Annotated in this window: 10 protein-coding genes and 2 pseudogenes; 9 read left to right on the top strand and 3 right to left on the bottom strand. The window is 69.0% G+C overall.

The features are described from left to right. Positions 1-27: 27 nt before the first annotated feature. The 4 genes from IF11_RS0115290 (at position 28) to IF11_RS42070 (ending at position 3964) form a co-directional block, all read left to right on the top strand. Positions 28-1245: an AAA family ATPase gene (locus IF11_RS0115290; protein ID WP_030352135.1), complete on the top strand. Its 1218-nt coding sequence runs from the start codon at positions 28-30 to the stop codon at positions 1243-1245. Positions 1246-1264: 19 nt separating this feature from the next. After that, the gene (locus IF11_RS0115285; protein WP_030352134.1) at positions 1265-2884 is read left to right on the top strand and encodes a VWA domain-containing protein; all 1620 of its coding nucleotides are present in this window, start codon (positions 1265-1267) and stop codon (positions 2882-2884) included. Positions 2885-3146: 262 nt separating this feature from the next. Beyond that, positions 3147-3467, top strand: coding sequence for an ArsR/SmtB family transcription factor (locus IF11_RS42075; RefSeq protein WP_030352133.1), 321 nt, complete (start codon positions 3147-3149; stop codon positions 3465-3467). Further along, entirely contained in the window at positions 3464-3964 is a 501-nt protein-coding gene (locus IF11_RS42070; RefSeq protein WP_030352132.1) for an SRPBCC domain-containing protein, read from the top strand. Before IF11_RS42075 ends, IF11_RS42070 begins: the two co-directional genes overlap by 4 nt. 348 nt (positions 3965-4312) lie before the next feature. Here the strand turns inward: IF11_RS42070 and IF11_RS0115270 are convergent, their stop codons facing one another. Beyond that, on the bottom strand, positions 4313-4786 hold the full coding sequence (locus IF11_RS0115270; RefSeq protein WP_030352131.1) for a carboxymuconolactone decarboxylase family protein: 474 nt from the start codon (positions 4784-4786) through the stop codon (positions 4313-4315). Between the two features lie 543 nt (positions 4787-5329). On the opposite strand from IF11_RS0115270, the gene IF11_RS0115265 reads away from it, so the two are divergent. The 3 genes from IF11_RS0115265 to IF11_RS0115255 all read left to right on the top strand — a co-directional run bounded on the left by IF11_RS0115265 (position 5330) and on the right by IF11_RS0115255 (position 7213). Continuing rightward, on the top strand, positions 5330-5668 hold the full coding sequence (locus tag IF11_RS0115265) for a MerR family transcriptional regulator (RefSeq protein WP_030352130.1): 339 nt from the start codon (positions 5330-5332) through the stop codon (positions 5666-5668). A gap of 147 nt (positions 5669-5815) precedes the next feature. After that, complete coding sequence (locus tag IF11_RS0115260; RefSeq protein ID WP_133243282.1) at positions 5816-6061, top strand: hypothetical protein; 246 nt, start codon at positions 5816-5818, stop codon at positions 6059-6061. Positions 6062-6487: 426 nt separating this feature from the next. Beyond that, on the top strand, positions 6488-7213 hold the full coding sequence (locus tag IF11_RS0115255) for a restriction endonuclease (protein ID WP_030352128.1): 726 nt from the start codon (positions 6488-6490) through the stop codon (positions 7211-7213). Positions 7214-7221: 8 nt separating this feature from the next. Here the strand turns inward: IF11_RS0115255 and IF11_RS0115250 are convergent, their stop codons facing one another. Further along, on the bottom strand, positions 7222-8667 hold the full coding sequence (locus tag IF11_RS0115250; protein ID WP_030352127.1) for a glyceraldehyde-3-phosphate dehydrogenase: 1446 nt from the start codon (positions 8665-8667) through the stop codon (positions 7222-7224). 364 nt (positions 8668-9031) lie between these two features. On the opposite strand from IF11_RS0115250, the pseudogene IF11_RS38910 reads away from it, so the two are divergent. Both IF11_RS38910 and IF11_RS42065 read left to right on the top strand, forming a co-directional pair. Then, positions 9032-9124 (top strand): annotated as a pseudogene (locus IF11_RS38910) (hypothetical protein); the annotation flags it as partial. Positions 9125-9179: 55 nt separating this feature from the next. After that, positions 9180-9314: pseudogene (locus IF11_RS42065) on the top strand (right-handed parallel beta-helix repeat-containing protein); the annotation flags it as partial. A 101-nt stretch (positions 9315-9415) separates the two neighbouring features. Here the strand turns inward: IF11_RS42065 and IF11_RS0115240 are convergent. Continuing rightward, a complete protein-coding gene (locus tag IF11_RS0115240; protein ID WP_030352125.1) occupies positions 9416-12238 on the bottom strand; it encodes a helix-turn-helix transcriptional regulator in 2823 nt (940 codons plus the stop codon). Positions 12239-12881: the final 643 nt, after the last annotated feature.

Below are 12881 nucleotides of genomic sequence, written 5' to 3'. Positions count from 1 at the left end.
CAGGGCTTCACTGGGCAGGAGTTGAAGATGGGCGCACAGAACGCGCAGGACACGCGGAACGCGCAGGACACGGCTGAGAAGCTGCGGGCGATCAGCGACGAGGTGTCGGACCGTTTCTACGAGCGGACTGACGTGGTGCGGACGCTGCTGGTGACGCTCCTGGCCGGTCAGCACTCGTTGGTGCTCGGCCCTCCCGGAACGGCGAAGTCCGAGATGGCGCGGGAGCTCACGGGCAGGGTCGAGGGGGCGGCCTACTGGGAGATCCTCCTGTCGAAGTTCACCGCGCCGACGAGGATGTTCGGTCCCATCGACGTCGCCGCGCTGGCCCGGGGTGAGTACCGCCAGGTCTACGACGGCCGCGCCACGACCGCGCATGTCGCGTTCATCGACGAGATTTTCAAGTGCTCCACGGCGGCGCTGAACGAGACGTTGGGCTACCTCAACGAGCGGATCTACCACCCCGAGAGCGGCGGCGAGCCGATCCGCTGCCCCCTGATCGGGGCCATCACGGCGAGTAACGAACTGCCCGGCGGGGAGGATTCGGCCGCGATCTACGACCGGCTGCTGGTGCGGATCGAGGTCGGGTACCTGGCGGACCCCTCGAACTTCGCCGCGCTGGTCCGCTCCGCCGTCAGCCGCCCGGCGGCACCGACACGTACCACCATCGAGCTGGCCGCGTTACAGCACGCCGTGACCGAAGCCGTCCCGGCCGTAGACGTCCCTGACGTGATCGTGGACGCGATCTGTACGCTGCGGGCCGCCCTGCGCCGCAAGGAACTCGTCGCCTCCGACCGCCGCTGGCGCCAGGCGGTAGGCCTGCTCCAGGCGTCCGCGTACCTCGACGGCCGCCCGGCGGTCGCCGAGACCGACCTGTCGGTGCTGACTCACGTGCTGTGGGACTCCCCCGCCGAACGCCCGACCGTCGAGCGCGAGGTGCTGCAACTGGTCAACCCCGACGCCAAGGAGGCACTCGACCTGGCCGACGCCATCGAGGAGCTGGAGGCCCAGCTCGACGCCATGGCCGGTCAGTCCCGCGAGGCGCTGAGCGAGTGGGTCATCAAGAAGGCGCACAACAAGCTCGCCATGGCGGGGAAGCGGCTGGAGAAGCTGCGCGAGGAGGCGGCGGGTGCCGGCCGCTCCACCGCCGCCATCGACCGAGTCACCGGCCGCCAGCGCGCCGTCCGCGCCCGCGTTCTCACCGAGGCCCTCGGCGTGGACGCGAGCATGGTGCAGGCCCAGCTCTGAACGCCGGGGGAGCAGGACCATGGGCACGACACCGAGCAAGCTCGACGAGCTGGCGAGCCGGGCCGGGAAGTGGCTGGGCCTGTCCGCTGCCGCTTCCGAGCGGCACACCGCGGCCGTGGTCGCGGACCGGTTCGAACAGATCGCATGGCGCGACACCTACGAGCAGTCGGCCGGACTGCGCGAGCTGGCCCATGAGTTGAGCGAGCGCTACGACTACGCCACCGACCTCCTGACCGACGCGTTCCTGGCCGCCTACAAAGTCGGCCCGCGGTTGCGCGAGCGCGCGGAGATGGACGCCTCCCGACTGGTCAACCACCAGGTCATCGCCTCACTGGTGGAGTCACTGGAGTTCGCCGAACTGCGCCGGGAGACTGCCGGCGACCCCTACGCCGCCGCCATGGCCGTGCTCGCCCAGGCTGCCGCGCTGCGCCGGATGCTGGAGCGCTCCCAGGATGCCCAGGAACAGGCCGAGCAGGCGAAGACGGCCCAGCAGAACGCCGAAGGCGCGGCGACCGCCGTGGGCGCGGCGCTCCAGCGGGCCGCCGACGAGGCCGACGAGGACGGCACCGTGCCGACCCCGGCCGCCGACGCCGTCCAACAGGCGATCGACGCCTCCGAGTCCGCCGAGTCCGCTGCGCAGCGGACCGCCCAGGACGCCGCGCGGGCCCTCGCGGCGGCGGCCCCCGGTACCCGTGCCGGCGCACGGAACGCGGCGGCGAAGGCCGCCGAGGCCGCGCGGGAGGAGGCCGCGCTGATGCGGGCATGGGGCGTTGCTCCCGGCGACCTGAAGCGGATGCCGTTCGACCAGCGTGCCCAACTCGCCGAGCGGCTGCGCACCAGCCGTCTCGCACAGTGGGCCGAGCTGATCGGCCGTTTCCGGCAGATGGCCAGCGGTGAGCGCGCCCGTAAGGTGGAGAACACCGCCGGGGAGCTGGTCGGCGTCACGCTCGGCGATGACCTCTCCCGCGTGATCCCCTCCGAGCTGGCCAACCTCGGCCTGCCTGAGCTGCGTGCGGTGTTCGCCGCGCGCTACGCCGCCGGGGAGCTGATGCTCTACGACAGCCAGGGAGAGCAGAGCACCGGCCGGGGCGCCATCATCGCGTGCGTAGACACCTCGCACTCCATGTACGAGACAGGGCCCGGCGGAGTCACCCGGGAGGCGTGGTCCAAGGCGTGCGCCCTGGCGCTGCTGGATCAGGCCCGCCACGCCGAGCGTGACTTCGTCGGCATCCTGTTCTCCGCCGCCGACAAGATCCAGGTCTTCCGCTTCCCGGCCGGCCGGCCCGCCGGCATCGCCCAGGTGCTCGACTTCGCGGAGACCTTTCTCGGCGGCGGCACCAGCTACCAGAGGCCGCTGACAGCGGCCGGCGAACTGCTGGAGGAGGAGTTCAACGACACCGCCCGCACGCGCGGCGACATCGTGATGATCACCGACGACGAATGCGGCGTCACCGAGGAATGGATGCGCGGCTGGAACGACGCCAAGCACCTGCTGGGCTTCCGGGTCTTCGGCGTGGCCATCGGCGCCCCGCGCGCCGCCGAAGCCGGCTCGGTCCTGGAGGCTCTGTGCGACAACCTCCGCTCCATCGAGGACCTCACCGACGTCCACGCCGCCGCCGACCTCTTCCGCGTGATCTGACCCGGCCTCCTCCCGCACAACCCCGACCCGAGAGAGGGTCAGTTCCCGCAGCTGGGCACCCGTCAACCGGGGCCCCCACCCCGCCTGCGGGTCGTACGCCTCGGGCTGGAGGCCGAGTTCGTGGGTGGACCGGGGGGTCGAGTCGATGGGCTGCCCCCTTATCGCCGTACCCGAGTCCGGGCCAGTGCCGGTCGGGTCGAGGCTCATGACCGTGAGGCTGACACCCTTTACATGTGACCTTCTGGTCACCTATTTTGGAGCTGTGACCGACGACGACCGTGTCTTCAAGGCGCTGGCTGATCCGACGCGTCGTTTCCTGCTGGACCTGCTCTTCGTACGCGACGGCCGCACGCTGACCGAGCTGGAGTCCGAGCTGGAGATGACGCGGTACGGAGCGATGAAACACCTGAAGGTGCTGGAGGAGGCAGGACTCGTTGTCACGCGCAAGTCCGGCCGGGAGAAGCTGCACTTCCTGAACCCGGTGCCGATCCGGCTGATCCATGACCGGTGGATCGACAAGTACACCGAGCGTCAGGTGACGGCGCTCGCAGAACTCAAGAACGAGCTGGAGGGAAACACATGACAGTCGCAGCCGAGGAGACCACGACCGTTCAGGTCCACCGGGTCTACATCAGGGCGACACCCCAGGCGGTCTGGGACGCGATCACGAAGCCCGGGTGGAGCGAGAAGTACGGCTACCGCTGCGCGTCCGAACTCGATCCCCGCACCGGCGGCGCATACCGGGTGCTGTCGAGCGACGAGATGCGCCGCCACGGCGCGCCGGAACAGATCATCGAGGGCGAGATCATCGAAGCCGATCCGCCGCGCAAGCTCGTCCAGACGTACCGGATGCTCTTCTCCCCCGAGTTGGCGGGCGAGCCGTTCACGCGCCTCACCTACGAGATCGAGGAAGAGCCGTACGGCGGCGTCACGAGACTCACCGTGACCCACGACGTCACCGGCGCGCCGGCCCACGCGGCCCAGGTCGCGGGAGAGATCAGCGAAGCGGGCGGCGGCTGGAGTCTCGTGCTCAGCGACCTGAAGACCCTGCTGGAGACCGGCAAAGCGATGACCAACTAGGTGTATCGCCCTGTCCGTCGTGTGAGGAGCGGCCGCGTCGGACGTGAGCCCTGGCGCCTGACAGGCCACCGAAGGGGATGAATGCCGCCCGCTTCGGCGGCCTGTCGGGCATGGCGTGCACCGTATGCTGGAGCGAGCGATGAGTTCCGCTGCATCTGGGCCGAGCACAAAGTGTCCGCCTGCCTCAGCGGCAGCATGCGGATGACAACCGTCCCCTCACTGCGGGAGTACGGCGCTACTTTTGACGACACGCCACACAACAACGCCCCGGGCCCTGACGAGGGGCACCCGGGGCGTGTGCCGCCTCTGGTGCGGGACGGCTCCGGCGGTCCCGGCCGGGTACTCCCGTTATCCGAACTGGCCCGGCTGGTAGTCACCGGCGGGCTGCTGGACAATGACGTTCACGCGGTTGAAGAGGTTGATGACGGCGATGAGCAATACCAGGGCGGCGAGCTGGTCCTCGTCATAGTGCTTGGCGGCATTCGCCCAAGCGTCGTCCGTGACACCACCGGCCGCGTCGGCGATGCGGGTGCCCTGCTCCGCCAGCTCCAGGGCAGCGCGCTCGGCATCGGTGAACACCGTGGCCTCTCGCCAGGCCGCGACCAGGTTGAGGCGGGTGGAGGTCTCCCCCGCGTGTGCGGCGTCCTTGGTATGCATGTCGGTGCAGAAACCGCAGCCATTGATCTGGCTGGCCCGGAGCAGCACCAGGTCGCGCGTCGCGGCCGGCAGCGTCGAGTCCGAGACCACCTTGCCCGCCGAGGTGATGTGCCTCAGGGACTTGGCCGCGACCGGGTTGTCGAAGAGATTCAAGCGAGCACCCATGATGCACTCCTTGCCGTTGTTGGTGGCTGTACCGATACGACGGAACAGCTCGGCAAGCTGTGACATGAGCGGATGTGACGTGCGTCTCCCCTGCCGCACCGCGAATCAGAGGCATCACGCATCGACCACACCGCTGCCACCGCCGGCTCCCGCGCGTCTTCCGCCTCTCCTCGGAGGGCTGGCACTGCCGGTGCAGCCCGTGGCCACCCGGTTGCGGCTGCACGTGGAGCGAACATAGGACGGGCTGGACGCTCGACGTCGCCCTGTTCCGACTGCGGGGCTTCAGCTTCGCCATGAGCAAGCACTACGGCGCTCCGGTCGACGTAGCGGTGACGGCAGAAGACCGACATTCCCCCTCATAGAAAATCTGTTATGGCGAGAGTAGACATGCGGGCCTGTCGGGACTAATGTCGTGCTCGTAGGCAAGAGGTGCAGAAGGCTGGCCATCCCAGTAGGCCGGCAGATGGTGTTGCACAACACGCGGGGCCGCGTCGGCGTACGGCATCGAGGCCCCTCGACGCGTTCCCCTGATCAGAGGTGCACATGAGCGCAGAGAGCTCTCTCGACCGTCTCGACGACGAGGATTACCCCGCCTACACCATGGGCCGCGCCGCCGAAATACTCGGCACCACCCCCGCCTTCCTGAGAGCCATCGGCGAAGCCCGCCTGATCACGCCCCTGCGCTCCGAAGGCGGACACCGCCGCTACTCCCGCTATCAGCTGAAAATCGCCGCCCGCGCCCGCGAACTCGTCGACCAGGGCACCCCCGTCGAAGCAGCCTGCCGCATCGTCATCCTCGAAGACCAACTCGAAGAAGCCCAGCGCCTCAACGAAGAACTGCGTAACTCACACGCGACGCCCCACCACACAACCGACGCCTGACGTTCGGCGTTGGCCGCGGCCCTGCGGTGCGCGGCTGGGGCCGTGCGGGGGTGGCCGCGGGGCCTGTCCCTATCTCTGGTGAGAGGTGGTGATCGTCCTGCGGCCGGATGCCCGCGGTCCGCACGTGACCGTAGCGTGCGGCACATCATGGAACGAACTGACAACCAGTTCCTCCCGGTCTTGCTGCTCGGCGCCCAGGCCGCGGTGTGGCCCGGGTACGCGCTGTCGCGTGGTGCCGCTCCGACGGCCGCGGACCTCCTGGCGGCCACGCTGGTAGGCGGTCTGGTGGCTGTCGCGCTCACGGTCCGCCGCACCCGCCCGGTGCCCGTCCTCATCCTGATCGCCGCCGCCTGCGCGGTCGGCACGTCCTCGACGCCGAGGACCGCGTCCTGACCCTGACCGCCAACGGCGTGTCCCGCGCCACCCGCCTCGCGGCACGCCGGCGGTTGGTGCGCCCAGGCCCTGGCCCCGGGGCGCGGCGGCTCGAAGCCGACGGCCTGAGGGCGGAGCAGTTCCCCCTGCCGGGATGGGCAGATGCCTCTGTGGTCTCACCCGCCAATCCCATAACAGAGTGTGGACAATCGGTCGCTGACCGTCTCCGGCGAGTGCTTGGATGTTCACCGGTGCGGGGAGCGCCGTTCCAACCAAGGGGAGAGCTATGGGGATTGACGCCTACGTGAAGCGGAACGGCCCCCAGGTTCCGGGGGTTCGACGGTCCGCGACGGGAGCGCGCCAAGGGGACTCGGCGCTGGGCCTGGCGGTCTTATCCGCCCGGGCGGCCGGAGACGGTCGCATCGCCATCGATACCGAGGCGCGGCGATGACCCGGCGCAGGCCGCCCACCCGGTACCGTCCCGCGGCACGACGCGGCAGGGTGGTGGGCCAGCGGACGCGCGGGAAGCAGGCCGCGCCGATCGAGGGCATCGGACGGCTGCTCATGGTGGTGGCGGGGGCGTCCGTCACGGTGGCAGTGTTCCAGTGGCTGGCCGCGCACCGGTGGGTGCTGGTGGTCCTGACCGTACTGGCGGGCGGGGCCGGTGCGGCCTGGGTGCACTGGCGCGGCCAGCACGCGCAGTGGGCACGGGTGAAGGAGCAGGGGTTGCGCTACCAGCTCTCGCAGCTGGACGCCTTGCATCACCGGGAGTTCGAGTACGCGGTGCGGGATCTGATGAAGCGGGACGGCTGCCACGACGCCGTCCAGGTCGGTGGCCGCGGCGACAACGGCGCGGACGTGAAGGCCACCGACCCGCTCGGGCGCCGCTGGGTCATCCAGTGCAAACACCGCCGGGCCGGCTGGTCCGGATCCGCGATCGGCACCCCCGACCTCCACGTCCTGAACGGCACCGGGCGCCAGCTTCACGGCGGCGATGTCATCGTCCTCGTCACGAACGGCCGCTTCAGCTCGAAGTGCCCCCCGTACGCGAAGTCCCAGCGTCTTCATCTGGTCGACCGGCACCTGCTGGGCGAATGGGCCGCCGGCTCCCGGCCCTTGTGGGAAATCCTCAACCGGCTGCCCCCGCCCCGGAAACCGTCCGCACTGTCCTGATACCAGGATCAGACCGCCGGGGCCGGGTACGTCGGGTACTCCACGCCGGACACGTGTTGGACGACGCGGATGACCTGGCAGGAGTAGCCGAACTCGTTGTCGTACCAGAGGTAGAGGATCGCGTTGTCGCCCTCGACCTTGGTGGCCCCGGCGTCGACGATCGAGGCGTGGCGCGAGCCGATGAAGTCGCTGGAGACCGCGTCGGGGGCGCTGATGAAGTCGATCTGCCGCTTGAGCGGCGAGTTCAGCGACACGTTACGGAGGTAATCGAGGACCTCCTCGCGGCTGGCCTCGCGCGCCAGTTGCAGGCTGAGGATCGCGATCGAGACATCCGGCACCGGGACGCGGATCGAGCTGCCGGTGATCCTCGCCTTGAGGTCGGGCAGCGCCTTGGCGACGGCGGAGGCGGCACCGGTCTCGGTGATGACCATGTTGAGAGGCGCCGACCGGCCGCGGCGGTCGGACTGGTGGTAGTTGTCCAGCAGGTTCTGGTCGTTGGTGAACGAGTGGACGGTCTCCACGTGACCGCGCAGGACGCCGTATTCGTCCGCCATCGCCTTCAGCGGCGGGACGATCGCGTTGGTGGTGCAGGACGCGCAGGACAGGATCTGCTCGTCCGCCTTGATCATGTCGTGGTTGACGCCATGGACGACATTGGGGACGTCGCCCTTCCCGGGCGCGGTCAGCACGACCTTGTCGATGCCGGGGCGGAGGTGTTTCGACAGGCCCTCGCGGTCCCGCCACCTGCCGGTGTTGTCGATGAGGATGGCGTTCTTGATGCCGTACGCCGTGTAGTCCACCGACGTCGGGTCGTCGGAGTAGATCACCTTGATCTCGTTGCCGTTGGCGATGATCTTGCTGTTCGCCTCGTCGACGGTGATCGTGCCCTGGAACTGGCCGTGGACGGAGTCACGGCGCAGCAGCGAGGCGCGCTTGACGATGTCCTGGCCGGCGCCCCTGCGTACGACGATGGCGCGCAGCCGCAGGCCGTTGCCGGAGCCGGTCTTCTCGATGAGCAGGCGGGCGAGGAGGCGGCCGATGCGGCCGAACCCGTAGAGGACGACATCGCGCGGCTCGCGGCGCTCGATCTTGTTGTCACCCGTGGCGCCGGCGACGGCCTCGGCGGTGAACTCTTCCTCGGAGAGACCGCGGTCGTCTGCCTTGTACGTCGCGGCGAGCATGCCGATGTCGATCTGAGAAGGGCCGAGATCGAGCGTGGTGAGAGCTCGCAGGAACGGAAGCGTCTCCGTGACCGAGAGTTCCTCGCCGGCGATCTGCCGGGCGAATCGGTGGGTCTTGAGGATGCTGACCAGCGACTTGTTCACCAGGGAGCGGCTGTGGAGCAGGACGGTGATGTCCCGCTCCCGGTGCAGCTTCCCGATGATCGGGATCATCGCCTCCGCGATCTCCTCGCGGTTCTTCCAGTTGGTGAACGATTCCTCAGCGACAGTCACAGATTTATCTTTCGAGCTAGGCGGCGCTCATATGGTAACCCCTCGCTGTTTTGATCATTCAAACGGTGCCACCTGAGCGGGATGCCCGACCGGCCCCGGACGATCCGCCATTACGGGGGACCCGCCGTTACGGGGGTTGCGGGGGTACCCGCCGTTACGGGGCGCCAACTCGCGGGCGGTCAACTCGCAGGCGGTCAACCCGGGGCGCGAGACAGCACGCGGAGCGGTAGATTGCCGGGTCGATGGTGCCGGGCACCATGACCGCGGCGCTGTTGACGAGGATGTCGAGGCGTCCGAGCCCGTCGGCGGCGTCTTTGACCGCGCCGCGCAGTTGCGCGGGGTGAACCGGACCGCGGGCCTGACGATGACGGACTTCGCCGTCCTCCTCAGGCTCAGCGAAGCACCCGAGCACCGCTTGCGGATGGCTGAGCTCGCTGCGCCGATGGGCCTGACTCCCAGCCGTATCACCCGCGTCGTCGACGGACTGCGCACTCGGGACCTGGTCACCAAGGGCCGACAGCTCGAACCAGTTCTGGTCCGGCTCCAACGGGTCCCGGTGCGCCTCGTACAACGGCGCACTGAACTGGTCCTTCGCCGCGGATGGCCGCCTCGTCGTGACCTTCGGCGGCAATGCGGTAACGCCGTAACCGACCCCGCCACCTGGCCACCGGGCCGGCCCGTCCGGCAGCCCGAGCGTCCAGCCACGGTCGCTTCGGCGCGCCCTGCTCCCGCGGCCACACCAGGCACTTCAGTCGGCGGGGAAGTCCATCCCGTTGGTCAGGAGGCCGAGGAATTGGGAGAGTTCGGCCCGGCGGCGCACGGAGAGTTTGCGGTAGACGCGAGTGAGATGTTGCTCGACGGTGCTGACGGTGATGTAGAGGTGCCGGGCGATCTGCCGGTTGGACTTGCCCTCGGAGGCGAGGGCGGCGACGCGCCGTTCGGCGTCGGAGAGAAGAGGCTTGTCGGCAGAGGAGGAGCTGACGGCGGGAAGGTCGGAGGTGGTGCGGGGGTGGCTGGGCATCCACGTCATCCAAGGGGAAGTACGGGCTTCGGGCTGGTGTCCGAGTTGCTGTGCCTCCTCCCACGCGGTGCGGGACTCCTGGACGCGGCCGTTGTCGAGCTGGCTCCGGCCGAGATCGGCGAGAGCCCGGGCCAGGGCGAAGCGGTTGTCGGACAGGCGCAGGATGTGCACGGCTTCCCGGAGGAGTGCCTCGCGCTGATCCGGAGGGCTCGTGGCGGCCAGGATCCGCAGGGCGTTGCCACGCAAGCGCGAGGGACGGGGGCCGATGTCGGCGAGTTCGCGTTCGACCATGGTGCGGGCGCGGGCCGGTTCGTCGAGTGCGACGTAGGCCTCGGCGGCTCCGGTGCGCCAGCCGAGGAGGTGGCGCGAGCGGGAGTGCCATTTCTCGCCCAGCGGGGCGCAGGCGGTGAAATCGTTGAGAGCCGCGTAGGGGCGTCCGGTGGCCAGGCTGTGGTGGCCGCGGGCGACGAGGTAGAACAGGCCGATGGTGGAGTGGAACATCTCATCGGGGACGGGATATTCGAGGTAGCGGGCGGCTTCGTCGGACCGGCCCATGGCGGTGTGGGCGTGCACCAGGGTGGACAGGGGAGTGCCGATGACCACACCCCAGCCGTGGTGGGGAAGGTGTTCCAGAGCGGTGGCCGCGCGAGTGACCGCGGTGTCCATCTCACCTCGTTGCAGGGCGATATAGGCGTGGACGCTCTGGAAGATCGCGAAGCGGGCGGGAGATCCTTCGGCGGGAAGCCGGGCCAGCAACGCCGCACCGAGTCGCTCGGCCTGGGACAGATCCCCGTGCTGGACCAGTTCCAGCAGCGTGATGGCGTCACGGTCCCAGGAGTACCGCGCTCCGGGGACGGGAGGCGGTAACGTCCCCGCGTCGCCCGTGTCCGTCTCGTCGCGGTCGAGGACAAGCAGGTCGTTGTCGCCGAGCGGTACGCCCGACGGGCCGAGGGACATGTGCGCCGCGTGCTCCAGATAGGCGGCTGACGTCATGTCCCGTATGCCCGAGGACGGATCCGACTCCGGCAGGTCGGGGAGCAACGCCGGACTCAAGTGCGCCACTATCGCCCGGGTGGCCGTCAGCTGCTCCCCCGCGCGCGGATCCCGTGGGTCGTAGGACTTCCCCAGATGAGTGATCGCCTCGCCGGCCTCCTTCGTCCGGCCGAACCACAACAGCCACGCGACAAGCGCGTGGACGGCCCGCGCGTCGAGCGCTCCCGCACTCATCGCGGACATCAGACGGCTCACCTCCGGCTCCGCCGCCGCGGGATTGACGCACCACAGCGCGCCGAGCAACCCCAGGTCGACCTCGACCCGCTGCGGCTCCGCCGGCTCGGCCCGGTCCGCCAGTCGCAGGCACCGCAGCGAGGCGTCCACCTTCCCCTCCGCCAGCAACTGCCTCGACGCGCGGAGTAACACCGCGACGCCGGCGTCGTCCGGTATCCCGCCGCCGGCCACCAGGTGCTCCGCCACCGTGGTCACGGACACCCCCTCCGCCTGCAGCACCCCCGCCGCACGCAGATGGAGCCCGGCGCACTCGTCACCGCCCAGCGCCTTGAGCACAGCCCTGCGGGCGGCCGGATGCCGGAACCCGCCGTCCTCCAGCAACCCCGCCAGCTCCAGCTCCCTCATCTCCATGGCCAGCCGCTCCGGGCCACGGTCGAGCAGCTGCCCCAGCCGGGCCGGGGTCGCGTGTGGGCCGAGGACGGCCAGCGCCCTTACATACGCCAGCAGTTGAGGGTGGTGCTTCAGACGAGCCACATACACCCACTCGAAGGCCTTACCCACCACGGCGTCCTCTTCACCGGCCGCCCCGGGCTCCGGGCGGGCCTTGCGGGCGGCCTTGTAGTCGCGGATCAGCGCGTGGACGAGGGCGGGGCTGCCGCCACTGACACGGTGCACGGCGGCGAGCAGCTCCTCCGCCGTACCCGCGCCGAGCCTGCCCTCCAGCAGCCGCCGTACCTCCGCCTTCGACAGCGGTGCGATCTCCCCCACGCGACATCCCGGAACGAGGAGGAACTCCTCCGTTCGATCCGCGTGGCCCTCGCACAGCGCCTGACCGAAGGTTATGACCATGATGATTCCGCTGTTCTGGGCGCGCCGGGCCAGATGGAGCAGACAGGCCCGGGACAGTTCATCCGCGTACTGCGTGTCATCGACCGCGACCACGAGGGGCGTCTTCCGCGCGGCGGCTTCCAGCGCCGAGGTCAGATCCCGCATCCGCTCGACATGCCCGCTGTCGGACGCTTCCCGCGGCACACCGCCCTCCCACAACCGGTGCACGGCCGCCCGCGCCTCCGCGGGCAGGCCCGAGGAGTGCGTCAGTTGTTCGATGGTGGCAAAGGGAACGTCGCTCTCGTTCCGGAAACCGGTGGCGGCCAGATACAACGCTCCGGACTCCGCCGCGTGTTCGCGGAATCTCCGCAGCAGCGTGGTCTTCCCCGTCCCCGGACCTCCGTGCAGGGCCATCACGCCGCCCTGATGTGGCCCGGCTTCCGCCAGCAGCTCACCGAATTCCGCCGCGTAATCCCGTGGGCTCGCCCAGTTCATCGTCCTACCTTTGCACTCAAGGAATACGTCGCTCAAACTCAGGAACGTAGAATCATCGCAATCCGAACCTCCTGGTAATCCAGTGTAATCAGTCGAGTGCGAACTGTCTTGAGTTCGCAGAGGGGTCCGAATCCCTCAGGTAAACGTTTTCGACATGCCCGAACGGACATCACTCAGCTGATTCTTCGTCGACTCCGGGAGCACGACCGGGCCCGGACCCGGACGAGTGGAAGACCACGCGTATTCGCCATCCTCACGGTTTCACCCTTCCGCGAAGTGCGCCGCTCAGGCGTCCGGCCCGGCCGCCACCCCGGGCCGGAATCATGAACCAGCAAGAACGGCGAATGAACATCGCGTGAGAAAATACAAGCCAAATCCAGGAGTTTGGCGACGGAGTGACCCGGTGTTTCCGCTCCGTCCATTGAGTGGAGGGATCGGCCACACAGCTACGATTTGCCGGACTGATTCTCCGCGCGACCCCATCAGGTACATACCAATCATCGCCAGTGATATCCGGCCATTGCTTTGCCGCGATTTACCGCGCCGCCGATAACTACGGGAGGACGACAACAGACGTCGCCCGCCGCGAAGACCGCGACGGGCGACGAACAACGGGCGAAAACAAGGGAAGGACGGGCATGGG

It is taken from the genome of Streptomyces scopuliridis RB72, assembly GCF_000718095.1.
Lineage (GTDB): Bacteria > Actinomycetota > Actinomycetes > Streptomycetales > Streptomycetaceae > Streptomyces > Streptomyces scopuliridis.
Note: the sequence above shows the minus strand (reverse complement) of the source record. Positions and strands in the feature narration are given on the sequence as shown.

What these genes read in the sequence shown, in the direction of transcription:
- IF11_RS0115260 (WP_133243282.1), top strand. Translation starts at nt 5,816, where the DNA reads ATGGAACGAACTGACAACCAGTTCCTCCCGGTCTTGCTGCTCGGCGCC.
- IF11_RS0115265 (WP_030352130.1), top strand. Translation starts at nt 5,330, where the DNA reads ATGAGCGCAGAGAGCTCTCTCGACCGTCTCGACGACGAGGATTACCCC.
- IF11_RS0115290 (WP_030352135.1), top strand. Translation starts at nt 28, where the DNA reads ATGGGCGCACAGAACGCGCAGGACACGCGGAACGCGCAGGACACGGCT.
- IF11_RS0115240 (WP_030352125.1), bottom strand. Translation starts at nt 12,238, where the DNA reads ATGAACTGGGCGAGCCCACGGGATTACGCGGCGGAATTCGGTGAGCTG.
- IF11_RS0115285 (WP_030352134.1), top strand. Translation starts at nt 1,265, where the DNA reads ATGGGCACGACACCGAGCAAGCTCGACGAGCTGGCGAGCCGGGCCGGG.
- IF11_RS42070 (WP_030352132.1), top strand. Translation starts at nt 3,464, where the DNA reads ATGACAGTCGCAGCCGAGGAGACCACGACCGTTCAGGTCCACCGGGTC.
- IF11_RS0115255 (WP_030352128.1), top strand. Translation starts at nt 6,488, where the DNA reads ATGACCCGGCGCAGGCCGCCCACCCGGTACCGTCCCGCGGCACGACGC.
- IF11_RS0115270 (WP_030352131.1), bottom strand. Translation starts at nt 4,786, where the DNA reads ATGGGTGCTCGCTTGAATCTCTTCGACAACCCGGTCGCGGCCAAGTCC.